21 protein-coding genes are annotated in these 22,055 nt (G+C 67.9%); 8 read left to right on the top strand and 13 right to left on the bottom strand.

The genetic code is table 11. The annotated features are described in order from the left end of the window. Positions 1 to 39: 39 nt before the first annotated feature. The 3 genes from QM569_RS09040 to QM569_RS09030 all read left to right on the top strand — a co-directional run bounded on the left by QM569_RS09040 (position 40) and on the right by QM569_RS09030 (position 3,617). On the top strand, positions 40 to 1,203 hold the full coding sequence (locus QM569_RS09040) for an ABC transporter substrate-binding protein (RefSeq protein ID WP_414986904.1): 1,164 nt from the start codon (positions 40 to 42) through the stop codon (positions 1,201 to 1,203). 111 nt (positions 1,204 to 1,314) lie between these two features. Beyond that, positions 1,315 to 2,523 carry a M20 aminoacylase family protein gene (locus tag QM569_RS09035; protein ID WP_414986903.1) on the top strand — a complete coding sequence of 403 codons (1,209 nt, stop codon included), beginning with the start codon at positions 1,315 to 1,317 and terminating at the stop codon, positions 2,521 to 2,523. Further along, positions 2,520 to 3,617: a M14 family metallopeptidase gene (locus tag QM569_RS09030; RefSeq protein WP_414986902.1), complete on the top strand. Its 1,098-nt coding sequence runs from the start codon at positions 2,520 to 2,522 to the stop codon at positions 3,615 to 3,617. The genes QM569_RS09035 and QM569_RS09030 overlap by 4 nt, the downstream gene beginning before the upstream one ends. 66 nt (positions 3,618 to 3,683) lie before the next feature. Here the strand turns inward: QM569_RS09030 and QM569_RS09025 are convergent, their stop codons facing one another. Further along, positions 3,684 to 5,219, bottom strand: a complete 1,536-nt coding sequence (locus QM569_RS09025; RefSeq protein ID WP_414986901.1) for a wax ester/triacylglycerol synthase family O-acyltransferase — start codon at positions 5,217 to 5,219, stop codon at positions 3,684 to 3,686. Between the two features lie 165 nt (positions 5,220 to 5,384). Here QM569_RS09025 and QM569_RS09020 point away from each other — a divergent pair, with 165 nt between their 5' ends. Then, complete coding sequence (locus QM569_RS09020) at positions 5,385 to 5,639, top strand: acyl-CoA-binding protein (protein ID WP_414986900.1); 255 nt, start codon at positions 5,385 to 5,387, stop codon at positions 5,637 to 5,639. Positions 5,640 to 5,705: 66 nt separating this feature from the next. Here the strand turns inward: QM569_RS09020 and QM569_RS09015 are convergent, their stop codons facing one another. From QM569_RS09015 to QM569_RS09005, 3 genes are read right to left on the bottom strand one after another with little or no spacing between them, the layout of a single operon-like run. Further along, entirely contained in the window at positions 5,706 to 6,053 is a 348-nt protein-coding gene (locus QM569_RS09015) for a polyhydroxyalkanoic acid system family protein (RefSeq protein WP_414986899.1), read from the bottom strand. Then, positions 6,028 to 7,143 (bottom strand): aminopeptidase, encoded by a 1,116-nt coding sequence (locus QM569_RS09010; RefSeq protein WP_414986898.1) that lies wholly within the window; start codon positions 7,141 to 7,143, stop codon positions 6,028 to 6,030. The genes QM569_RS09015 and QM569_RS09010 overlap by 26 nt, the downstream gene beginning before the upstream one ends. A 37-nt stretch (positions 7,144 to 7,180) precedes the next feature. Beyond that, entirely contained in the window at positions 7,181 to 7,621 is a 441-nt protein-coding gene (locus tag QM569_RS09005) for an Lrp/AsnC family transcriptional regulator (RefSeq protein ID WP_414986897.1), read from the bottom strand. A gap of 88 nt (positions 7,622 to 7,709) precedes the next feature. On the opposite strand from QM569_RS09005, the gene QM569_RS09000 reads away from it, so the two are divergent. The 3 genes from QM569_RS09000 (at position 7,710) to QM569_RS08990 (ending at position 10,286) form a co-directional block, all read left to right on the top strand. Further along, a complete protein-coding gene (locus QM569_RS09000; RefSeq protein WP_414986896.1) occupies positions 7,710 to 8,651 on the top strand; it encodes an EamA family transporter in 942 nt (313 codons plus the stop codon). A 64-nt stretch (positions 8,652 to 8,715) separates the two neighbouring features. Further along, the gene (locus QM569_RS08995) at positions 8,716 to 9,981 is read left to right on the top strand and encodes a class I SAM-dependent methyltransferase (RefSeq protein WP_414986895.1); all 1,266 of its coding nucleotides are present in this window, start codon (positions 8,716 to 8,718) and stop codon (positions 9,979 to 9,981) included. Continuing rightward, positions 9,981 to 10,286 (top strand): DUF1840 domain-containing protein, encoded by a 306-nt coding sequence (locus QM569_RS08990; RefSeq protein ID WP_414986894.1) that lies wholly within the window; start codon positions 9,981 to 9,983, stop codon positions 10,284 to 10,286. The genes QM569_RS08995 and QM569_RS08990 overlap by 1 nt, the downstream gene beginning before the upstream one ends. Before the next feature lie 3 nt (positions 10,287 to 10,289). Here QM569_RS08990 and QM569_RS08985 read toward each other — a convergent pair whose 3' ends face one another. The 9 genes from QM569_RS08985 to QM569_RS08945 form a co-directional block, all read right to left on the bottom strand. Next, complete coding sequence (locus QM569_RS08985; protein WP_414986893.1) at positions 10,290 to 11,285, bottom strand: Bug family tripartite tricarboxylate transporter substrate binding protein; 996 nt, start codon at positions 11,283 to 11,285, stop codon at positions 10,290 to 10,292. A gap of 155 nt (positions 11,286 to 11,440) precedes the next feature. Next, positions 11,441 to 12,433: a tripartite tricarboxylate transporter substrate-binding protein gene (locus tag QM569_RS08980; protein WP_414986892.1), complete on the bottom strand. Its 993-nt coding sequence runs from the start codon at positions 12,431 to 12,433 to the stop codon at positions 11,441 to 11,443. 199 nt (positions 12,434 to 12,632) lie between these two features. Next, the gene (locus QM569_RS08975; RefSeq protein ID WP_414986891.1) at positions 12,633 to 13,883 is read right to left on the bottom strand and encodes a phenylacetate--CoA ligase family protein; all 1,251 of its coding nucleotides are present in this window, start codon (positions 13,881 to 13,883) and stop codon (positions 12,633 to 12,635) included. Between the two features lie 86 nt (positions 13,884 to 13,969). After that, complete coding sequence (locus QM569_RS08970) at positions 13,970 to 14,779, bottom strand: ABC transporter ATP-binding protein (protein WP_414986890.1); 810 nt, start codon at positions 14,777 to 14,779, stop codon at positions 13,970 to 13,972. A 141-nt stretch (positions 14,780 to 14,920) separates the two neighbouring features. Next, on the bottom strand, positions 14,921 to 16,249 hold the full coding sequence (locus tag QM569_RS08965) for an ABC transporter substrate-binding protein (RefSeq protein WP_414986889.1): 1,329 nt from the start codon (positions 16,247 to 16,249) through the stop codon (positions 14,921 to 14,923). A 43-nt stretch (positions 16,250 to 16,292) separates the two neighbouring features. Continuing rightward, positions 16,293 to 17,369, bottom strand: coding sequence for a branched-chain amino acid ABC transporter permease (locus QM569_RS08960; RefSeq protein ID WP_414986888.1), 1,077 nt, complete (start codon positions 17,367 to 17,369; stop codon positions 16,293 to 16,295). Between the two features lie 14 nt (positions 17,370 to 17,383). Beyond that, positions 17,384 to 18,313 (bottom strand): branched-chain amino acid ABC transporter permease, encoded by a 930-nt coding sequence (locus QM569_RS08955; protein ID WP_414986887.1) that lies wholly within the window; start codon positions 18,311 to 18,313, stop codon positions 17,384 to 17,386. 18 nt (positions 18,314 to 18,331) lie between these two features. Then, positions 18,332 to 19,117: an ABC transporter ATP-binding protein gene (locus tag QM569_RS08950; RefSeq protein ID WP_414986886.1), complete on the bottom strand. Its 786-nt coding sequence runs from the start codon at positions 19,115 to 19,117 to the stop codon at positions 18,332 to 18,334. Beyond that, on the bottom strand, positions 19,117 to 21,063 hold the full coding sequence (locus QM569_RS08945) for an AMP-dependent synthetase/ligase (RefSeq protein ID WP_414986885.1): 1,947 nt from the start codon (positions 21,061 to 21,063) through the stop codon (positions 19,117 to 19,119). Before QM569_RS08945 ends, QM569_RS08950 begins: the two co-directional genes overlap by 1 nt. A 128-nt stretch (positions 21,064 to 21,191) precedes the next feature. Here QM569_RS08945 and QM569_RS08940 point away from each other — a divergent pair. Beyond that, the coding region (locus QM569_RS08940) for an ExeA family protein (RefSeq protein WP_414986884.1) at positions 21,192 to 22,055 on the top strand (864 nt) is incomplete at its 3' end.

Here is a 22,055-nt window from a genome sequence, read left to right as displayed (position 1 = left end):
CGTGGCGTTTGACAAGAACGAACAGAGAGAGATTTCACCATGAAGCAGCAACACACGTCGGCCCTGGGGCGCAGGCAGTTCTCCATCGGCCTGGGGGCTGCGGCCCTGGGCGGTTTCCACGCCGTGGCGCGGGCGCAGTCGGAGGGGCGCATCGTGCTGGGCCAGTCGGCGGCCATGACCGGCCCGGCGGCGCAGCTGGGGCTGCAGTTCCACCACGGCGCCAAGCTCTACTTCGACCAGCTCAACGCCCAGGGCGGCGTGGGCAGGCGCATGGTCGAGATCCACGTGCTGGACGACGGCTACGAGCCCGACCGCTGCGCCGAGAACACCAGGAAGCTCATCGCCGACGACGTGTTCGCGCTGTTCGGCTACATCGGCACGCCCACCAGCCTGGCGGCGGTGCCGCTGTTCAACCAGGCCAAGGTGCCGTTCTTCGGGCCGTTCACGGGGGCCGAGGCGCTGCGCCAGCCGTTCAACCGGCTGGTCTTTCACGTGCGGGCGTCGTACTACGACGAGACGGCGCTCATCGTGCGCCAGCTCACGCACCTGGGCCTCAAGAAGATCGCCGTGTTCCACCAGAACGACGCCTACGGCAAGGCCGGGCTGGACGGCGTGACCCGGGCGCTGGCCGAGCAGCAGCTCGCGCCCGTCGCCACGGCCACGGTGGAGCGCAACTCGGTGGACGTGAAGGCGGCTGTCGATAAGCTGGTGGCCGCCAAGCCCGATGCGGTGGTGCAGATCGCGGCCTACGGCGCGGCGGCGGCCTTCGTGCGCGCGGCGCGCAAGGCGGGGTACGGCGGCACGTTCTACAACGTGTCCTTCGTGGGCACGCAGGCCCTGGCCGACGAGCTGGGCAAGGACGGAGCGGGCGTGGTGGTGTCGCAGGTCGTGCCCTCGCCGTACCAGCCCTCGCGCCCGATCACGCGCGAGTTCCTGGACGCCATCAAGAAGGGCGGCAACAAGGTGCAGGCCAACTACTCCAGCATGGAGGGCTACCTGGCCGCCCGCGTCTTCGCCGAGGGCCTGCGCCAGGCCCAGGCGGGCGGCGGCAAGATCACGCGCGAGAGCTTCATCGCCGGTATCGAGGCGCTGGGCACGCAGGTGATCTCGGGCTTTCAGGTGGCCTTCAGCGCCAGCAGCCACGCGGCGTCGAAGTTCGTCGAGATGTCGATGCTGACCGGCGACGGCCGGGTCAGGACCTGACAGGGCGGCGGCTCAGTCCCGCGCGCGGGTGTCCGTCAGCCCGTGCATGAGGGCCTTCATGTCAGCGCTGCGGTGGTCGGGCTAGACTGTGGGATCGTAAGGACACATATCATGAACGTCATCGATTCCATCGTCACCCAAGCCGCCAGCATTGCAGCGGTGCGCCGCGACATCCACGCCCACCCCGAGCTGTGCTTTGAAGAAGTGCGCACCGCAGACGTGGTGGCCGCCAAGCTCACTGAGTGGGGCATTCCCATCCACCGGGGCCTGGGCAAGACCGGCGTGGTCGGCATCGTCCAGGGCCGCGACGGCGGCGCCTGCGGTCGCGGCATCGGCCTGCGCGCCGACATCGACGCCCTGCCCATGCAGGAGTTCAACACCTTCGCCCACGCCAGCAAGCACCCCGGCAAGATGCACGCCTGCGGCCACGACGGGCACACGGCCATGCTGCTGGCGGCGGCGCAGCACTTCGCCAGGCACCGCAACTTCGACGGCACCGTCTATCTGATCTTCCAGCCCGCCGAGGAAGGCGGCGGCGGCGCGCGCGTGATGATCGAGGAGGGCCTGTTCGAGCGGTTCCCCATGCAGGCCGTGTTCGGCATGCACAACTGGCCCGGCTTGCCCGTGGGCACTTTCGCCGTCAGCCCCGGCCCGGTCATGGCGTCCACCACCGAATTCAAGATCACCATCCGTGGCAAGGGCGGCCACGCCGCGCTGCCGCACACCAGCATCGACCCCGTGCCCATCGCCTGCGGCATGGTGCAGGCGTTCCAGACCATCATCAGCCGCAACAAGAAGCCCGTGGACGCGGGCGTGATCTCCGTCACCATGGTCCACGCGGGCGAGGCCACCAACGTGGTGCCCGACTTCTGCGAGCTGCAGGGCACGGTGCGCACCTTCAAGACCGAGGTGACCGACCTGATCGAAAAGCGCATGCGCCAGATCGCCGAGCACCACTGCGCAGCGCACGACGCCGTGTGCGAGTTCGCGTTCGAGCGCAACTACCCGCCCACCGTCAACTCGCCCGCCGAGGCGCAGTTCGCCCGCCAGGTCATGGCCGGCATCGTGGGCGCGGAGCGCGTGCTGGTACAGGAGCCCACCATGGGCGCCGAGGACTTCGCCTACATGCTGCAAGCCAAGCCCGGCGCGTACTGCTTCATCGCCAACGGCGAGGGCGACCACCGCGAAATGGGCCACGGCGGCGGACCCTGCACGCTGCACAACCCGAGCTACGACTTCAACGACGAGCTGATCCCGCTGGGCGCGACCTACTGGGTCAAGCTGGCCGAGGAATGGCTGGCGCAGGAGCACACAGCATGATCGGCGTCGTCGAAGCCTTTGCCCCGAGCTACGCACGCGCCCGCGTGCAGTTCCTCGAAGCCGCCGCCGCAGCGGGCCTGGCCATCGAATCGCACGCCCACCCGCTCAAGGGCCGCGACGGCGAAAACCTCGCCATGGACGTGGCCCGCGACGGCCCGGCGGATGCCGACAAGCTGCTCATCGTCAGCAGCGCCTGCCATGGTGTGGAGGGCTACTGCGGCAGCGGCGTGCAGGTGTTCGCCCTGCACGACCAGGCATGGCGCGACAAGGCCCGTGCGGCCGGCGTGGCGGTGCTCTACATCCACGCGCTCAACCCCTATGGCTTCTCGCACATCCGCCGCGTGACCCACGAGAACGTGGACCTGAACCGCAACTTCCACGACTTCAGCCAGCCCCTGCCCGTCAACGAACCCTACCGCGAGGTACACCCCTTGCTGCTGCCCGAAGAGTGGCCGCCGCAGCCCGACAACGCCCAGGCCGTCGCCGCCTTCATCGCCGAGCGCGGCGAGGCCGCATGGCAAGCCGCCATCTCACGCGGCCAGCACGAATACCCCGACGGCCTGTTCTTCGGCGGCACCGAGCCCACCTGGAGCAACCGCACCCTGCGCCCCGTGCTGCGCGCCCACGGCGCCCGGGCATCGCGCATCGCCTGGATCGACCTGCACACGGGCCTGGGCCCCAGCGGCCATGGCGAGCGCATCTACGCGGGCAAGGACGACGCCGCCGCCGTGGCCCGCGCGCGCGACTGGTGGGCGGGCGGCGGCGCCACGCCGGTCACGTCCATCTACGACGGCTCGTCCACCTCGGCCTTCCTCACCGGCCTGATGTGGACATCCATCTACGACGAATGCCCGCACGCCGAATACACCGGCATCGCCATGGAATACGGCACCGTGCCCGTGCTGGAAGTGATGCAGGCGCTGCGCGCCGAGCAGTGGCTCAACCTGCACCCCGAGGCGCCCGCCGACCAGGCTGCGCAGATCAAGGCGCAGATGCTGGCCGCGTTCTACACCGACACCGATGCCTGGAAGGGCCAGATCATCAGCCAGGCGCGGCAGTCGCTGTTCCAGGCGGTGGATGGCTTGAGCGGCTGAAAAATATCAGTCAAATCGGCTGTTGGCGCTTGTGCAGCAAGCACCGGCAGCTATCAAATCAATAGTTCACGCATCCCACGGCAGCATCATCGTCAGCAGCGACAGCCGCTCGAACTCGGGCGCGAAGGCGTCGATGATCTGCTGCGGCTCGGGGCACAGCGCCGTGTCGGTGATCACGCCGAACTGCACGCCGCCGCCGTAGCTCAGGATGGACACGCCCAGCCCGATGTCGCCCGACTGCGGCACCCAGAACATGCACTGCGTCACGCGCGCGCCGCACAGCGCGAGCTGCTCGCGCGGGCCGGGCACGTTGGTCATCACGGCCGTGGTCTTGCGGCCAAACAGGTTCAGCAGCGCGTCCTGCGCGGGCTTCACCATCAGCCCCGCCACGGCCAGCATCGCAAACGCCAGGATGGGCTGCGTGCTGCCCTTGAGCGCGGCCATGCGGCGGCGCACCTCATAGACGCGCTCCACCGGGTTGGCGACGCCGATGGGCAGCACCAGCGGCACCAGGCCGAAGCGGTTGCCCAGCTTCCAGGCTTCTTCCATGGGGCGCAGGTTCACGGGGATCATGGCGCGGATCTCCTGGCCCGTGGGGTCGTCGCCCTGGCCGCGCAGGTAGCCGCCGATGGCGCCCGCCACGCACGACAGCAGCACGTCGTTGATGGAGCAGCCCAGCGCCTTGCCGATGGACTTGACCTCCTCCAGCGGGATCGGCGGGCACCACGCCACGCGCTTGGCCTGGCCGGGCTGGCCCTTCAGGCGCGTGGGCGAGTCGTCGGGCATCAGCGCCAGGGCCGCCGCGTCGCTCATGAGCTGGTAGGCCGCGCGCGCCATGTCCCGGGTGCCCGACAGGCCGCTGTGCATGATTTTCTCGGGGTCGCCCAGCAGTTGCAGCGACTTGGCGGCGCCGTCGCCCGCCATGTCCAGCGCCTTCACGGTGAGGCCGGTCAGGGGTTTGATGAGCGCGTCGGTGATCCAGTCCTCGGTCGTGCTGGATGCGTCCGCTTTGGCGCGGCGCTGGCGCCGGGGCGGCTCTGCGCCGCCGTCCACCAGCGACATGGTGACCGCGATCAGCGCAATGCCGTCCGCGATGCAGTGGTGGATGCGCACGATGAGCGCGCTGCCCTTTTGCCCGTCGTCGCCCGTGAAGTCTTCGATCAGGTGGAACTGCCACAGCGGGCGGCGCGGCTCCAGCGGCTGCATGGCGAGTTCGCCCACGCGGTCCTGCAGCGCCTGCTGCATGGTCTGGCCCTTGCGCCGGGGCAGCGTCTCGCGCAGCACGTGGGCGGCGATGTCGAAGTGCTTGTCCTCGACCCAGGTGGCGCCCGCCGCGTCTTCCACCACGCACTGGCGAAAGCGCGGGTACTGCAGCAGGCGCTGCTGCACGCGCTCGCACAGGGCCTGCCAGGTGATGCCGGGCGAGAGCGTCCACACGCCGTTGATCATCATCAGGTTGCTGGCCGAGTCCATGCGCAGCCAGGCCGTGTCCACCTTGCTCATGCGCTCGCCCGAGAGGCCCAGCATGCCGCTGGCGGCGCGGCGCACGTTCTTCTGCACCACGGTGGCCGCCTTGCGGGCGGCGGGAATGCGGGTCACCATCGGATGTCCACCTGTCTTTTGTTGTCGTTCGTATGGGTTTTTTGGGGGCCGGCCTCTACGGATTGTGCGGCCCCGCGCTGCGCACAGCCCGTAAGATACAACGCAGCAATCCCTTGCCGACACCGTTCTTTCCCGACCCGCATCATTCATCAAGGAGCAACCGACATGGCCGACCTGAACGCCACCTTCGAAGCCGCCGTGGCCAATTCCAAGAACCTCAGCGAGCGCCCCGACAACGCCACGCTGCTGAAGATCTACGCGCTGTACAAGCAGGCCACCGCGGGCGACAACGCCGAGAAGAAGCCCAGCTTCTCCGACATGGTGGGCCGCGCCAAGTGGGACGCCTGGGAAAAGCTCAAGGGCACCGGCGCGGACGAGGCCAAGCAGCAGTACATCGACCTGATCGAGTCGCTGAGCTGAACCACCAGCGCGCCCTGTGCGCAACCCCAACGAAAGGCGACTTCGGTCGCCTTTCGTTTTTTGCGTTCAAGCCTTCTTCCGGGGCTTGGCCGCAGCAGCCGCCTTCTTGGCGGCTGCCTTCGGCGGCTTGTCGAGCAGTTCGTCGAGCTGCGCGGCGATCTCGGACTCGATGCGCTCCTTGAACGCGGCAAGCAGAAAGCCGAGCTGCGCGCGCAGCTCGAACTGGCCAGCATCCACCAGCAGCGTGCCCTTCACGCCCGAGCGGGTGAAGGTGAGCAGGTCCTCTGTGTCGCCCTCTTCATAGACGCATTCCATGTCGAGTTTCTCCTCGGCCTTTTCGGCCCACGAGAAGGCGACCTTGCGGGCCTGCTTGAAGCCCAGGCGGTGTTCACGATGGATGTGGATCTCTGGCAAGGCTTGTCTCCTGGAGCAGCCCGCGCAGGGCCTCATGGCGCTGCGGCGTGGGCTGCCGGGTTAGTTGTTGGACGGCATCATAAAACCGCCGCCAGTCGCGGCCCTCGCGCTCGAACAGCGCCTCGAACGCGGGCACCAGTTCGTCATACGCGGCCTGGGCGGCAAAGCTGGCGTTGTTGGCCTGTGCCACCCAGCGGTCGTAGCCCGCGACCTGGGCCGGGGCGGTGCCCTGCCACTGTGCGCGCAGGCGGGCATAGCGGGCGCGAAAGTCCTGCATTGCTTCTGTTTTCATAGCTGCCAGCGCTTGTGTATCAAGCGCTGGAGCCTCTTTTTGTTCATAAATATCCGCCAGCCGCGCGCGCGTGGCGCGGGTCAGCGCGCGGAATTTGGCGCGCCGCGCCTCGCTGGCGACGTAGGCTGCGCGGGCCTCGGGCGTGGCCTCGGCGGCCAGCCAGAGCGCCACGCCGATGCGTTCCACCGCCGTGGCGAAGGACTCGTTGAACAGCGTGTCGCCTTCCGCGTACACCACCTGGTGCGCCAGCTCGTGGAACAGCAGCCGCACGAAGTCGCCCTCGGGCCAGGCGATGAAGGTGGACAGCAGCGGGTCGCCGCCCAGCCAGTTCGTGTAGCCCAGCGTGGAATAGGCGGGCACGCCATAGACATCGACTTCCAGCCCCTGCGCGGCCAGCCGCGCCGCCTCGGCCTGCGCATCGGCCTCGGCAAAGTAGCCCCGGTAGCCGATGCAGCCCGTGACCGGAAAGCACCACGTGTGCAGCGTCAGCGAATACGGCGGCGCGGCCACCACGTTCCACACGGCTGCGGGGCGCTTCAGGTCGGCATAGCGGCGGTAGCTGGCGTTGTCGGGCAGGCCCAGCTCGGCCACGGCGAAGGCGCGGGCGCGCCGGGCCAGTTGCAGGCGCTCGCGCAGCGCGGGGGCGATGTCGGCGCGGGCGATCCAGTCGTCGATGGGCTGGGCGGCCTGCATGATCTGCAGGTGTCCGCGCACCGACTGCCAGTAGTAGCCCACCGCGTCCAGGCTGGCGCAGCCGGACAGGGGCAGGACGAGGCAAAGCAATGCAAGGCGTTTCATGGCGCCAGCAGAATACAGCCACGGTCCCGAACAGGCCCTAGGCCACAAGATTCAAAGGCCGGTCCTCGAATTCGGTGTTGAGCACCACCGTGGTCGTGGTGCGCGCCACGCCGGGGATGGCCTTGATCTCGTACAGCAGGTCTTCCAGCGCGCGCGCGTGCGTGGTGCGGATCTTGGCGAGGAAGTCGTACTCGCCCGCCACGCTGTGCAGTTCCACCACCTGCGGCATGGCGCGCAGGCGCGGGGCCACGTCGCGGCAGTGGATGCCGCCGTCGTTGCGGATCGCCACGAAGGCCGTGAAGGGCAGGCCCACGCGCTCCGGGTCCACGCTGATCGAAAAGCGGCGGATCACGCCCTTGTCCAGCAGCTTCTTCACGCGCTCGTGTACGGCGGCGGTGGACAGGCCCACCTCGGCCCCCACGTCGCCATAGGATCGCCGCCCATCCGCCCCCAGGGCCGAAATAATTCTGGCGTCCATCTCATCTGTCTGAATATTTGCTTGCATAGTCGCCTGAATTTGGTAAAAATTCCGAAATCAACGGGGTATCCGTAAATTATCCGGTCAAATGACGAACACGCTGACGAATTTCCATGCGCAACCCAGGGGCTGGGCGCTTGCCGTGGCCTTGCTGCTGGTCTATGGGGTCTGGGGCACCACGTATTTCGCCATGGGCATCGCGCTGACCAGCATGCCGCCCATGCTGATGAACGCCCTGCGCTTTTTGTGCGCCGGGGGCCTGATGCTGCTCGCCGCGCTGTGGCAGGGCCATGCGCTGCCCACGGCGGCGCAGTGGCGCAACGCGGCGGTCATCGGCGGGTGCATGGCGTTCCTGGCGATGAACCTTGTGGGCTTTGCGCAGAAGCTGGGCATTGGCTCGGGGCTGATGGCGACCGTGGTGACCACCATGCCGATGTGGCTGGCGCTGTGGTCGCGCTGGGGCGGCGAGCGCGTGCCGTTCACCAGTTGGATCGGCCTGGCATTGGGCGTGGCAGGCGCGCTGCTGCTGGCGCTGGAAGGCGACTTTTCCGCCACCTGGGTCGGCGCGCTGCTGGCCTTTGGCGCGCCGCTGGCCTGGAGCCTGGGCTCGTACGCATCGCGCAGGCTCTCGCAGCCCGCGCCCGCCATGGCCTCGGCCGCCCAGTGGCTCATGGGCGGGGCGATGGGGCTGGCGGCGGCGCTGTGCTTCGAGCCGCTGTCGGCGCTGGGGCAGGTCAGCGCCAAGTCGTGGGCGGCGTGGGTCTATCTGCTGGTGTGCGGCACGCTGCTGGCGCTCAACGCCTATCTGTGGCTGCTCAAGAATGCTTCCGCCGCGCTGGCGGGCAGCTACTCGTTCGTGAACCCTGCGGTGGCGCTGCTCGTGGGCGTGGCGCTGGGGGGCGAGCGGCTGACGGGCTGGGTGTTCGCGGCGCTGCCGCTGATCGCGCTGGCGCTGGGTTTCATCCTGTACGGGCGGGCGCTGATGGGGGTGCTTGGCCGGTTGCGCCTGCCATCCGCGCGCGGGGCATGAACACAATGGGGTCATCTCTGCCCCCGGTTGACGATGGCGAGCGCCGCATCCAAGAATGGGCGGCATGAAGCACCTGTTGAACACCCTGGAGGGGCGCCTCGCGGCTTTGCCCGTGCCCCTGGCCGTCCAGTTGCCTGCGGGCAGGCAACTGGGCGCGGCCCACCCCGCCGTCACCCTGCGGTTCAGGGACCGCCTGGCCCTGGTGGCCCTGGCCACCGGGCAGATCGGCAGCGTGGGCGCGGCCATCGTCGAAGGGCGCGTGGCGATCGAAGGCGGCATGCGCGACCTGATGGCCGCCGCTGCGGGCCTGCTCACGCGCGACCCCGCCCGCGACGAGCACGGCGGCTGGTGGCGGCGCGTGCTGGCGCGGGCGCGCTCCCTGGCGGCACACACCGTGGCGGGCGATGCGCGCCACGTGCAGTTCCACTACGACCTGTCGGACGACTTCTACGCGCTGTGGCTCGACCCCCGGCGCGTGTATTCGTGCGCCTACTACCGCGACGACGGCATGACCCTGGCCCAGGCGCAGGAGGCCAAGCTCGACCACATCTGTCGCAAGCTGAGGCTCGCGCCCGGCCAGCGCTTCCTGGACATCGGCGCGGGCTGGGGCGGCCTGCTGCTGTGGGCGGCAGAGCACTACGGCGTGGACGCCACGGGCATCACCCTGTCGCGCAACCAGCACGCGCACGTGCAGCGCCTCATCGACGAGCGCGGGCTGCAGGGCCGCGTGCGCGTGCTGCTGTGCGACTACCGCGAGCTGCAGGCGGACGAGCCCTTCGACAAGATCGCCTCCGTCGGCATGTTCGAGCACGTGGGCCGCGCGCAGATGGGCCGCTACTTCGACACCATCGTGCGCCTGCTGCGCCCCGGCGGCCTGCTGCTGAACCACGGCATCACGGCGGGCGCGGTGGACAACGCGCAGCTCGGCGCGGGCATGGGCGACTTCATCGAGCAGTACATCTTTCCGGGCGGCGAGCTGCTGCACGTGAGCGCCGTGCTGCACGACATGGCGAACGCGGGCCTGGAGATGGTGGACACCGAGAACCTGCGCCCGCACTACGCCCGCACGCTCTGGGCCTGGTCCGACAGCCTGGAATCGCAACTGCCCGCCGCGCGCGAGGTGCTGGCCGCGCACGCGGGCGCGGAGCGCGGCGACAAGGTGCTGCGCGCCTACCGGCTGTACCTGGCGGGCAGCGCCCTGGGCTTCGAGCGCGGCTGGATGGCGCTGCACCAGATGCTCGCCGCGCGGCCCGACGGCGACGTGTGTACCGGGAGCATTCGCGGCGCACAATCGGACTACCCCTTCAACCGCGAATACATCTACCGCTGATGCTCTACAAGTTCAAATCCCGCGCCACTGCGGATGTCATCATGCTGGAGCCCAATGGCCGCCAGCTCGTGCAGATCATGGGCAAGACGCCCGGGCAGGGCGGCATCGTGACCGCCGAGCAGGCCCCGGGCGCCATCGCCGCCATCGAGGCCGCCATCGCCGCCGAGGAGAGCGCCGCGAAGGAGAGCGAGGCGACCGAGGAAGACGGCAAGGACGACGCCGCAGTCTCCCTGCGCCAGCGCGCCGCGCCCCTGCTCGACATGCTGCGCCGCAGCAGCGCCGAGGGGCGCGAAGTTACCTGGTAAGGGTCAGTCCACCTTGGCGCCGGACGCCTTGACGACCTGCGCCCATTTCTTGTGTTCGGCGTCGATGTGCTGCGCGAACTCCGCAGGCGTGTTGCCGCCCGGAATGGCGCCCTGGGCCAGCAGCCGCTCCTTCATCGCAGGCGTTGCCAGCGACCTGGCGACTTCCTGCTGGATGCGGTTCACGATGTCCGGCGGCGTGCCCGCCGGGGCCAGCAGGCCGAACCAGGAACTGGCCTCGTAGCCCTTGAGCGCGGGGCCGCCCGCTTCTTCCACCGTGGGCACGTCCGGCAGCGCGCCGGAGCGCTGCGAACTGGTCACTGCCAGCGCGGTGAGCTTGCCCGCCTTGATCTGCGCCATGGACGACGGCAGGTTGTCGAACATCACGTCGGCATTGCCCGCCACCATGTCCAGCAGCGCCGGGCCGGAGCCACGGTAGGGCAGGTGCAGCATGTAGGTGCCCGTCATGCTCTTGAACAGCTCGCCCGCGAGGTGGATGGACGTGCCGTTGCCGCTGGACGCCATGTTCAGCTTGCCGGGGTTGGCCTTGGCGGCGCGGACGAAGTCCTGCACGTTGTGTACGCCCAGGGACTTGGCCTTCTCGGCGTTCATCACCATCACGTTGGGCACGGCAGCCACCAGGGTGATGGGCACGAAGTCCTTGATGGGGTCGTAGGGCAGCCTGGCGTACAGCGCGCGGTTGATGCCGTGCGTGCCCACGGTGCCCATGAGCAGCGTGTAGCCGTCGCCGGGCGACTTGGCCACGATCTCGGCGCCCACGTTGCCGCCCGCGCCCGCGCGGTTGTCCACGATGAACTGCTGGCCGAAGGCGCGCGAGAGTTCGGGCGCCATGGCCCGCGCCAGGATGTCCGTGGTACCGCCGGGCGCAAAGGGCACGACGATGCGCACCGGCTTGGTCGGCCAGGCGGTCTGCGCGTGTACGGCGCTGGCGAGCAGTGCCATGGCGGCCCCCAGGGCAAGGCGGCGGGAGAAGGTGGTCATGCAGGCTCCTTGTTGCGTGATGGCCGTGTTCTACGCGTGTACGGCGCGTGGCAGCAGATGGATAACCCGCAAGACCCGCCAGCAACCCCGCAAAGGCGAAAAAGCCGCCTGGCCCAGGGGCGAGGCGGCTTTGCCAGGGGAGCGGCGGGCCAGGGTCAGTCGGCGTAGGCGCCAGCGGCCTTGATGGCGACGCCGAACTTCGCCGTTTCGGACGCCACGAACTTCTTGTGCTCGGCGGGCTCGATGCGGGCATCGGTGGCGACCACGGCGCCCAGGCCCTCTTGCTTCTTGATGAACTCAGGGTCCTTCAGTGCCACCTTCAGCGCCTCGTTCAGCTTGGCCAGCACGGGCGCGGGCGTGCCCTTGGGCGCGTACAGGCCGTGCCAGATGGTCACGTTGAAGTCCTTCACGCCGGACTCGGCCAGCGTGGGCAGGTCCTTGAGCGCGGGGGTGGTGAGGCGCTTGGTGGTGGTCACGGCATAGGCCTTGACCTTCTTGGCCTCGATCTGCGACGTGGTGTTGGTGGTCTGGTCGCACAGCAGGTCGATCTGGCCGCCGATCAGGTCGGTGATGGCGGGGGCCGTGCCCTTGTAGGGCACGTCGGTCATGTCGGTGGCCAGGGCGTGCTTGAACATCAGGCCGCACAGGTGCGACGCGGAACCCTGGCTCGCGTTGCCCAGGTTGATCTTGCCCTTGTTCTGACTGATCCAGGCGAGCAGTTCCTTGACGTTGTTCGCGGGCATGCTGGGGCGGGCGATCAGCGTCATGGGCACGTCGTTGACGATGCCCAGGTACTCGAAGTCGTTGGCGACGTTGAACGGCAGCTTGCGGTACAGCGTGGGCATGGTGGCCATGGCCACGTGGTTCAGCAGCAGCGTGTAGCCGTCGGCGGGGGCGCGGGCGGCCTTGGCGGCGCCGATGGAGCTGCCGGCGCCCGCCGTGTTGTCGATGACGATGCTCGCGCCGCCCAGGGGTTTGCGCATGGCATCGGCCAGGTCGCGCGCCACGCGGTCGGTGGGGCCGCCTGCGGCGAAGGGCACGATGATGGTGATCGGCTTGTCCTTGGCCGGGAAGTCCTGGGCGCTGGCGCCGATGGCGGCGGTGGCAGCGACCGCAGCGGCCAGTGCGAGTTTGAGCGTCTTCTTCATGGCATCTCCTGTAAATGACGGCGCATGATAGCGAGGGCCGTCTGGGGCCGTATTGCGGATAGTACGTACCTGGCCTGCCCTGCTTTTTTTAAGCCAAATAGGCCACCAGCGCTTATTCAGCAAGCACATGCAGCTATCAATAAGAGAGCATTTCTAGGGTAAACACTGCTGCCTTCTTGATCTGGCGCAAACGGCGCTCTTACTTGTAGCTGCGCGCGTCCTCGATCACCTTGCCGTCGTTGGGCAGGGTGCCGGGCGCGACCATTTCCACGTCGGCGCGCAGCTTGGTCACCTCGCGCACGGCGTCGGCCAACTGGCGGGCCAGGCCCTCGGCGGTCTCGGTGGTCTCTACCTTCAGCACCATCTGGTCGTTGGCCATCTCGCCGCTGACGACCAGGCGCGCGCGCAGCACCTGTGGAAAGCGCTTGGCCACGGCGGCCACCTGGCCGGGGTGGACGAACATGCCGCGCACCTTGGTGGTCTGGTCGGCGCGGCCCATCCAGCCCTTGATGCGCGTGTTGGTGCGGCCCGTGGGGCAGGGGCCGGGCAGCACGGCGGACAGGTCGCCCGTGCCGAAGCGGATCAGCGGGTAGTCGGGGTTGAGCGTGGTGACGACCAGCTCGCCCACCTCGCCCTCGTGTACCGGGTCGCCGGTGCCGGGGCGCACGATCTCGACGATGACGCCTTCGTCCAGCACCAGCCCCTCGCGGGCGCTGGTCTCGTACGCGATCAGCCCCAGGTCGGCCGTGCCGTAGCACTGGTAGCCGGTGATGCCGCGCTCGGCAAACCAGTCGCGCAGGCTGGGCGGAAAGGCTTCGGCCGACAGCAGGGCCTTGGTCACGCTGGGCAGGGCCACGCCCATTTCGGCGGCCTTTTCCACGATGATTTTCAGGAAGCTCGGCGTGCCGATGTAGCCCGCCGGTTTCAGCTCGGCCATGGCCTGCACCTGCTGCTCGGTCTGGCCCGTGCCGCCAGGGAACACGGTGCAGCCCAGCGCGTGCGCGCCGCTTTCCATCATGGAGCCCGCGGGCACGAAGTGGTAGGAGAAGCAGTTGTGGATCAGCTCGCCGGGGCGGAACCCTGCCGCGTAGATGGCGCGCGCCATGCGCCAGTAGTCGCGGCGCGTGCCCTCGGGCTCGTACAGCGGGCCGGGGCTGGCGAACACGCGCGGCATGGCCGGGCCAAAGCCCACGGCGCTGAACCCGCCGAACGGCGTGCTGGCGCGCTGGGCCTGCTGGCGCTCCAGCAATTCATATTTGCGCGTGACGGGCAGTTGCGCCAGCGCGGCGCGGCTGGTGACTGCCGCCGCATCCACGCCCGCCAGGATGCTGGCGAACGCGGGCGAGGCCGCCTGCGCATGCGCCACCTGCGCGGGCAGCGCGGCCAGCAGGGCGGCTTCGCGCTCGGCGGGGCTGCGGGTTTCCAGGGCGTCGTAGAAGTTCGTCGTCATGGCCTGGGCTTTCTCTGCGGTTTTTGAATGAAATTGGCCTCTAGCGCTTATGCAGAAAGCACTTGCAGCTATGAATTTGGGAGTAATCAGGCCAACCAGCGCTTGCGGCGCTTGTAGCTCTTCACGTCCTTGAAGCTCTTGCGCTCGCCGCCGCCCATGCCCAGGTAGAACTCCTTCACGTCCTCGTTGCTGGCGAGGTCGCTGGCGGCGCCGTCCATCACCACGCGACCGCTTTCCATGATGTAGCCGTAGTCCGCGTATTTCAGCGCCATGTGGGTGTTCTGCTCGGCCAGCAGGAAGGTGACCTTCTCCTTGTCGTTGAGGTCTTTCACGATGTTGAACACTTCCTCGACGATCTGCGGCGCCAGGCCCATGGACGGCTCGTCGAGCAGCACCATGCTGGGGTTGGCCATGAGCGCGCGGCCAATGGCGCACATCTGCTGCTCGCCGCCCGAGGTGTAGGCGGCCTGCGAGGTGCGCCGTGTCTTCAGGCGCGGGAAGTAGGTATAGACCTTCTCCAGGTTGGCCGCGATCTCCGCCTTGCTGGTGCGGGTGTAGCTGCCGGTCATCAGGTTTTCTTCGATGGTCAGGTGGGCGAAGCAGTGGCGACCCTCCATCACCTGCACCACGCCGCGCTGCACGAGGTCGGCGGGCGAGAGGTTCTCGATGCGCTCGCCGCGCAGCTCGATGCTGCCCTTGGTCACCTCGCCGCGCTCGCCCCTGAGCAGGTTGGAGATGGCGCGCAGCGTGGTCGTCTTGCCCGCGCCGTTGCCGCCCAGGATGGCGACGATGCCGCCCTCGTGTACGGTGAGCGACACGCCCTTGAGCACGAGGATCACGTGGTTGTAGATGACCTCGATGCCGTTGACGTTTAGAACGATGTTTCGGGTGTCCATGGTGTTCCCTGTGGTGATACGGGCGCGCCCCAGGCCAGCGGACGCCGTGGAGCGGGCTTTGCCCGGCCACCGGCGTCGTCCCCCTTCCCGCGCGCAGCGCGAGAGAAGGGGGAAGCCGCGCAGCGGCTCAGGGGGTTGCTCTCAGCTTTGGCAGTCGGCGGGGGTGCGGGGCGTCAATTTCTTTTCAGCCGCGTACTTGGCGGCAGCCGCCTTGACCATCGGCTTGATGATCTGCTCGTCGCCCTGCATCCAGTCGCTGGTGATCTTCCAGGCCTTGCCGTCCCAGGTCTGGATGCGCGCCCAGTAGGCGCCCATGTGGTCCTGGCACGAGGTGCTGATGGGGCGCAGCACGCCCGCGAAGCCCAGCGCATCGAGCTTCTTCTGGTCCAGGTTCAGGTTCTCCAGGCCCCAGCGCACCTGGTCGCCGTTCATGACCTTGCCCTTGCCGTAGCGCTCCTGCGCGGCGCGGATGCCTTCGACGGTGAGCATGGCGCTCATCGCGCCGCGCAGCCACAGCACCTGGCCCACTTCTTCCTTCGGGCCCGTGCCCTGGCCCTTGGCATGCAGCTTCTCCAGCGTTTCCTTGACCACCTTGGCGTCGTAGTCGGCGCTGTTCTGCAAGGCGACCGAGTTGTAGCCCTTGGCGCCCTCGCCCACGTCCTTCACGTCGGGCTCTGCGCCCGACCACCACACGCCGTACATCTTCTCGCGCGGGTAGCCGGTGGCCTGGGCTTCCTTCAGCGCGGTGGAGTTCATCACGCCGAAGCCCCACAGGATCACGTAGTCCGGGCGGTTCTGGCGCACCTGCAGCCAGGTGGCCTTCTGCTCCACGCCGGGGGCGGTCACGGGCAGCTCTTGCAGCGTGAAGCCGTGCATCCTGGCGCGCTCGTGCAGGATGGGCAGGCTCTCCTTGCCGAAGGGGCTGTCGTGATAGACCAGGGCGATCTTCTTGCCCTTGAGCTTGTCCAGGCCGCCTTCCTTGGCGCCGATGGCCTGCACCAGCACGTCGCCCGCCACCCAGTAGTTGCCCGCCAGGGGAAAGTTCCACTTGAACACCGTGCCGTCCGCGCTTTCGCTGCGGCCATAGCCCAGCGTGACCATCGGAATCTTGTCCACGGGCGCCTTCTCGGTGATGGCGAAGGTGGCGCCGGTGGACCACGGCTGGATCACCGCCGCGCCGCCGTTCTTGTTCTTCAGGCGCTCGTAGCACTCCACGCTGCGGGCCGTGTCGTACATGGTCTCGCACTCTTCGATCAGCAGCTTGACGCCGTTGATGCCGCCGCGCGCGTTGACCAGCTTGTAGTAGTCCACGATGCCGTTGGCGATGGGGTTGCCGTTGGGCGCATACGGGCCGGTGCGGTAGGACAGCACGGGCATGTACTGCTCCTTGGCCTGCGCGAAGGCGCCGGTGGCGGGGGCCGCTGCCGCGAGGGCGACGGTGGCTGCGATCGCGAGTTTGGATAGCTTCATGGTTGTCTCCTTGTGATGGGTGGTGGTTGAAGCACGGGGGAAATCAGTGGGGGAAGGGCCAGACGCGGAGTTTTTGCTTGGCGGTGGACCAGAGTTTGGCGAGGCCATGCGGCTCGACGATGAGGAACCAGACGATGAGCGCGCCGAAGATCATCAGCTCGGTGTGCGACGCGGCGGTGGTGGAGATGCTCTGCCCGAACACGCCCGCGATGGCGGGCAGCAACTGGTTGAGCGCGATGGGCAGCACCACGATGAAGGCCGCGCCGAAGAACGCGCCCATGATCGAGCCCATGCCGCCGATGATGACCATGAACAGCAGCTTGAACGACAGGTCCACGTTGAACGCGCTGGGCTCCCACGCGCCCAGGTAGACGAAGGCCCACAGCCCGCCCGCCACGCCGATGATGAAGCTGCTGACCGCGAAGGCCGTGAGCTTGGCGTACATGGGGCGGATGCCGATCACCGCCGCCGCCACGTCCATGTCGCGGATCGCCATCCACTCGCGGCCGATGGCGCTGCGCACCAGGTTCTTGGCCAGCAGCGCCATTCCCACCAGCGCGCACAGGCAGAACAGGTACTTGCTGAGGTCGCTTTGCAGCGGCATGCCCAGCAGTTGCAGGTCGGACACGGCGGCCGAGCCCGAGGCGTTGTCCAGCGTGAACCACTTGATGCGCAGGAACATCCAGTCGGCAAAGAACTGCGCCGCCAGCGTCGCCACCGCCAGGTACAGGCCCTTCACGCGCAGGCTGGGCAGCCCGAACAGAATGCCGAAGGCCGTGGCGCACAGCCCGCCCAGGATGAGCGCCGGGATCAGCGGCATGCCCGGCACGCGCATGAAGAAGTTGTATGCGCCATACGCGCCCACGGCCATGAACGCGCCCGAGCCCAGCGAGATCTGCCCGCAGTAGCCCACCAGGACGTTCACGCCCAAGGCGGCCATCGACATGATGACGAAGGGGATCAGGATGGCGCTGTAGAAGTATTCGCTGGCGACCAGGGGCACGCCGACGAAGGCGACGAGCAACAGCGCGAGGATGGCGATGCGGTCCTGCGCGATGGGGAAGATCTGCTGGTCGGCGCGGTAGCTGGTCTTGAACTGGCCGTTTTCTCTGTAGAACATGGTCAGTCTCCCTCTTACACGCGGTCAATGATTTTTTCGCCGAACAACCCTTGTGGGCGGAACAGCAGGAAGACGAGCGCCAGCACGTAGGCGAACCAGATCTCGATGCCGCCGCCCACGTAGGGGCCGAGGTACACCTCGGAGAGCTTCTCGCCCACGCCGATGATGAGCCCGCCGATGATGGCGCCGGGCACCGACGTGAGCCCGCCCAGGATCACCACCGGCAGCGCCCGCAGCGCCACCGTGGCCAGCGAGAACTGCACGCCCAGCTTGCTCCCCCAGATCATCCCGGCCACCAGCGCCACCACGCCCGCCACGCACCACACGATGACCCAGATGCGCCCCAGCGGAATGCCGATGGACTGCGCGGCCTGGTGGTCGTCCGCCACGGCGCGCAGGGCGCGGCCCGTGCCGGTCTTCTGGAAGAACAGCGACAGGGCGGCCACCAGCGCGGCGGCGATCACGGCGGCGATCACGTCTTCCTGGTTGACCATCACGCCGCCCTGGAACACGGATTCGAGCATGAACACCGGGTCCTTGGGCATGCCGATGTCGATCTTGTAGATCTCGCTGCCGAACAGCGTCTGGCCCAGCCCCTCCATGAAGTAGGTGATGCCCAGCGTCGCCATGAGCAGCGTGGCGCCTTCCTGGTTGACCAGGTGGCGCAGCACCAGCCGCTCGATGCACCAGGCCGCCACGAACATGACGGCGCCCGCGACGACGAAGGCCAGCACGTTGGCGAGCGCCTTGCTCTCCAGGCCCAGCCACTGCGGCAGCCATTCGGAAAAGCGCGCCATCGCCAGCGCCGCGAACAGCACCATGGCGCCCTGCGCGAAGTTGAAGACGCCCGACGCCTTGAAGATGAGCACGAAGCCCAGGGCGACCAGCGCGTAGAGCATGCCCGCCATCAGGCCGCCGATGAGAGTTTCCAGAAAGAAGGCCATGCCGGTGTCCTCAATGCGTCAATGTGATGTGCCCAGATAGGCGCTGATCACGTCTTCGTTGCTGCGCACGTCGCCCGGCGTGCCGTCGCCGATCTTCTTGCCGTAGTCGAGCACCACCACGCGGTCGCTGATGTCCATCACCACGCCCATGTCGTGCTCGATGAGCACGATGGTGGTGCCGAACTCGTCGTTCACGTCCAGGATGAAGCGGCACATGTCCTGCTTTTCCTCGACGTTCATGCCCGCCATGGGCTCGTCGAGCAGCAGCACCTGCGGCTCCATCGCCAGCGCGCGGCCCAGGTCCACGCGCTTTTGCAGGCCGTAGGGCAACTGGCCCACGGGGGTCTTGCGGTAGGCCTGGATTTCGAGGAAGTCGATGATGTGCTCGACGAACTCGCGGTGGCGGATTTCCTCGCGTTCGGCCGGGCCGATGCGCAGCGCTTGCAGCAGCAGGTTGCTTTTGATCTTGAGGTTGCGCCCGGTCATGATGTTGTCGATCACGCTCATGCCCTTGAACAGCGCCAGGTTCTGGAAGGTGCGCGCCACGCCCATCTCGGCCACCTGGCGCGAGTTCATGTGCGAGAAGGTCTGGCCGCGAAAGGTGATCTTGCCCTCGGACGGCGTATAGACGCCGTTGATGCAGTTGAGCATGGACGACTTGCCCGCGCCGTTGGGGCCGATGATGGCGCGGATCTCGTGCTCGCACACGTTGAAGCTGATGTCCGTCAGCGCCTTCACGCCGCCAAAGCGCAGGCTGATGTTCTGAACGTCCAGGATGACGTCGCCGATCTTCTTATGGTTCATCAGGCGGCCTTTTTCACGGGGGTGAAGGTCTTGGTGTCGAGAATCTTCAAGGTGGCCCGGACGCTGCCGGTGCGACCGTCCTCGAACTTGACCTGCGTCTCGATGTACTGCTCGGTCTTGCCCGCGTAGAGCGCGTCCACCAGCGCGGCGTACTTCTCGGCGATGAAGCCGCGCCGGACCTTGTTGGTGCGCGTCAGCTCGCCGTCGTCCGCGTCCAGCTCCTTGTGCAGCACCAGAAAGCGGCTGACCTGACTGCCCGCCAGCAGGCTGTCCTGCGCCAGGTCGGCGTTGACCTTCTCGATGCACTCGCGGATCAGCTCATAGACCTCGGGTTTCTGCGCCAGGTCGGTGTAGCCCGCGTAGGGCAGGTTGCGGCGCTCGGCCCAGTTGCCCACGGCGTCGAAGTCGATGTTGACCATCACGCACACCTTCTCGCGACCGTCGCCCAGGGCCACCACTTCCTTGATGTGCGAGAAGAACTTCAGCTTGTTCTCCACGTACTTGGGCGCGAACATGGCGCCGTCGTTCGCGCCGCCCTGGATGCGGCCCACGTCCTTCACGCGGTCGATGATCTTCAGGTGTCCGTGTGCGTCGATGAAGCCCGCGTCGCTGGTGTGGTACCAGCCGTCGGCGGTCAGCACCTCGGCGGTGGCGGCGGGGTTCTTGTAGTACTCCTTGAGCAGCCCGGCGGACTTGACCAGGATTTCGCCGTTGTCCGCCACCTTGATCTCCACGCCCCGCGCGGGCACGCCCACGGTGTCGGCAAATGCCTGGTTGTCGGGCTGTATGCAGACGAACACGGCGGTCTCGGTGGAGCCGTAGAGCTGCTTCAAATTGATGCCGATGGAGCGGTAGAAGGTGAACAGGTCGGGGCCGATGGCCTCGCCCGCCGTGTAGGCCACGCGCACGCGGCTGAACCCGAGCGTGTTGCGCAGCGGGCCATAGACGAACAGGTTGCCCAGGGCGTATTTCAGCCGGTCGAGCGCGCCCACGGGCTTGCCGTCCATCAGCGCAGGCCCCACGCGCCGCGCCACCGCCATGCAGGCGTGGAACATCTTGCGCTTGAGGGCGCCCGCGTCTTCCATGCGGATCATCACGCTGGTCAGCAACCCCTCGAACACGCGCGGCGGCGCGAAGTAGTAGGTGGGGCCGACCTCCTTCAGGTCGATGCTGACCGTGCCCGCCGACTCGGGGCAGTTGACCACGTAGCCGCAGGCCAGCCACTGCGCGTAGCTGAAGATGTTCTGACCGATCCACGCGGGCGGCAGGTAGGCCAGCACTTCCTCGCTGTGGGTGAGCTTGTCGAACTCGGCCCCGGCGCTCGCGCGGTCCAGCAGCGTGGCGTGCGTGTGGACCACGCCCTTGGGGTTGCCCGTGGTGCCCGAGGTGAAGAACATCGCGCCCACGTCGTCCGGGCGGGCCTTGGCGACCTCGGCGCGGAACCATTCGGGGTGCAAGGCGACGTGGGCCTTGCCCGATGCCACCAGCGCGTCCAGCGAATCCAGCCCCGGCTCGGCGTAGTTGCGCAGGCCGCGCGGGTCGTCGAAATAGATGCGTGCGAGGTGCGGGCACTGCGTGCGGATTTCGAGCAGCTTGTCCACCTGCTCCTGGTCTTCCACCATGCAAAAGCGCACCTCGGCGTTGTTCAGCGGGTAGATGCACTCGGCCGCCACCGCGTCCTGGTACAGCGGCACGGGGATGGCGCCCAGCGACTGCGCGGCCAGCATGGTGGCGTACAGGCGCGGGCGGTTGGCGCCGATCACCACCAGGTGCTCACCGCGCGTGAGGCCCGCCAGGTGCAGCCCGGCGGCCAGGTGCTCCACCAGGCGCGCCAAGTCGGCCCAGGTGTGGGTCTGCCAGATGCCGTATTCCTTTTCGCGCAGCGCCGGGGCGCGGGGGCGTTCGGCGGCGTGTTTGAGCAGCAATTGCGGGAACGTTGTCTTCATTCCGGCTCCTGGAAAAGGGAAGAGATTGGGCCGGATGCTAGGGCTGACTTTGACGCCATCTTGTCTTTGTAACGACAATTCCAGGGAAATCACTCCCCCGGTGAAACCCGCACTGCATACTCGCCGCCATGTACGCCCCGTTCTTCGGCCTCGCGCACCCGCCGTTCTCCATTGCCCCCGACCCGCGCTACCTGTTCATGAGCGAGCGCCACCGCGAGGCGCTGGCCCACCTGCTCTACGGGCTGGACGCGGGCGGCGGCTTCGTGCTGCTCACGGGCGAGGTCGGCACGGGCAAGACCACGGTATGCCGGTGCTTTCTGGAGCAGGTGCCACCGCACTGCGACGTGGCCTACATCTTCAACCCCAAGCTCACCGTGGGCGAGCTGCTGCGCTCCATCTGCGACGAGTTCGGCGTGGCGCACCGGCCCGCCGTGGGCGGCGTGGAGACGGCCAAGGACTGCATCGACCCGCTCAACGCCTTTTTGCTCGCGCAGCATGCGCAGGGCAGGAGCAGCGTGCTCGTCATCGACGAGGCGCAGAACCTCGCGCCCGACGTGCTGGAGCAGCTGCGCCTGCTGACCAACCTGGAGACCCGCGAGCGCAAGCTCTTGCAGATCATCCTGATCGGCCAGCCCGAGCTGCGCGCCATGGTGGCGCAGCCGTCCATGGAGCAGCTCGCGCAGCGCGTGATCGCGCGCTTTCACCTCGGCCCGCTGGACGCGCGGGAAACGCAGCAGTACGTCGCCCACCGCCTGGCCGTGGCCGGGCTGCAGGGGCCGCTGCCGTTCGACGGGCGCGCCCTGCGGCGCGTACATGCGCTGACGCACGGCGTGCCCCGGCGCATCAACCTGCTGTGCGACCGGGCGATGCTGGGTGCTTACGCGGTGGGTTCGCGGCAGGTGACCGCCGCCATCGTGCAGCGCGCGGCGCGCGAGGTGTTCGACGCGCCCGCTGCCGCCGCTGCGGCCTGGCCGCGCTGGGCGCTGGCGGGC

Origin of the sequence: Acidovorax sp. (assembly GCF_047607405.1) — a bacterium.
GTDB lineage: Bacteria > Pseudomonadota > Gammaproteobacteria > Burkholderiales > Burkholderiaceae_C > Acidovorax.
This window is presented reverse-complemented; position numbering and strand designations above follow the sequence as displayed.

Excerpts from the sequence above, each read along its gene's own strand:
- QM569_RS09040 (WP_414986904.1), top strand. The coding sequence starts at position 40 with ATGAAGCAGCAACACACGTCGGCCCTGGGGCGCAGGCAGTTCTCCATC.
- QM569_RS09035 (WP_414986903.1), top strand. The coding sequence starts at position 1,315 with ATGAACGTCATCGATTCCATCGTCACCCAAGCCGCCAGCATTGCAGCG.
- QM569_RS09030 (WP_414986902.1), top strand. The coding sequence starts at position 2,520 with ATGATCGGCGTCGTCGAAGCCTTTGCCCCGAGCTACGCACGCGCCCGC.
- QM569_RS09025 (WP_414986901.1), bottom strand. The coding sequence starts at position 5,219 with ATGGTGACCCGCATTCCCGCCGCCCGCAAGGCGGCCACCGTGGTGCAG.
- QM569_RS09020 (WP_414986900.1), top strand. The coding sequence starts at position 5,385 with ATGGCCGACCTGAACGCCACCTTCGAAGCCGCCGTGGCCAATTCCAAG.
- QM569_RS09010 (WP_414986898.1), bottom strand. The coding sequence starts at position 7,143 with ATGAAACGCCTTGCATTGCTTTGCCTCGTCCTGCCCCTGTCCGGCTGC.
- QM569_RS09005 (WP_414986897.1), bottom strand. The coding sequence starts at position 7,621 with ATGGACGCCAGAATTATTTCGGCCCTGGGGGCGGATGGGCGGCGATCC.
- QM569_RS09000 (WP_414986896.1), top strand. The coding sequence starts at position 7,710 with ATGACGAACACGCTGACGAATTTCCATGCGCAACCCAGGGGCTGGGCG.
- QM569_RS08995 (WP_414986895.1), top strand. The coding sequence starts at position 8,716 with ATGAAGCACCTGTTGAACACCCTGGAGGGGCGCCTCGCGGCTTTGCCC.
- QM569_RS08990 (WP_414986894.1), top strand. The coding sequence starts at position 9,981 with ATGCTCTACAAGTTCAAATCCCGCGCCACTGCGGATGTCATCATGCTG.
- QM569_RS08985 (WP_414986893.1), bottom strand. The coding sequence starts at position 11,285 with ATGACCACCTTCTCCCGCCGCCTTGCCCTGGGGGCCGCCATGGCACTG.
- QM569_RS08980 (WP_414986892.1), bottom strand. The coding sequence starts at position 12,433 with ATGAAGAAGACGCTCAAACTCGCACTGGCCGCTGCGGTCGCTGCCACC.
- QM569_RS08975 (WP_414986891.1), bottom strand. The coding sequence starts at position 13,883 with ATGACGACGAACTTCTACGACGCCCTGGAAACCCGCAGCCCCGCCGAG.
- QM569_RS08970 (WP_414986890.1), bottom strand. The coding sequence starts at position 14,779 with ATGGACACCCGAAACATCGTTCTAAACGTCAACGGCATCGAGGTCATC.
- QM569_RS08965 (WP_414986889.1), bottom strand. The coding sequence starts at position 16,249 with ATGAAGCTATCCAAACTCGCGATCGCAGCCACCGTCGCCCTCGCGGCA.
- QM569_RS08960 (WP_414986888.1), bottom strand. The coding sequence starts at position 17,369 with ATGTTCTACAGAGAAAACGGCCAGTTCAAGACCAGCTACCGCGCCGAC.
- QM569_RS08955 (WP_414986887.1), bottom strand. The coding sequence starts at position 18,313 with ATGGCCTTCTTTCTGGAAACTCTCATCGGCGGCCTGATGGCGGGCATG.
- QM569_RS08950 (WP_414986886.1), bottom strand. The coding sequence starts at position 19,117 with ATGAACCATAAGAAGATCGGCGACGTCATCCTGGACGTTCAGAACATC.
- QM569_RS08945 (WP_414986885.1), bottom strand. The coding sequence starts at position 21,063 with ATGAAGACAACGTTCCCGCAATTGCTGCTCAAACACGCCGCCGAACGC.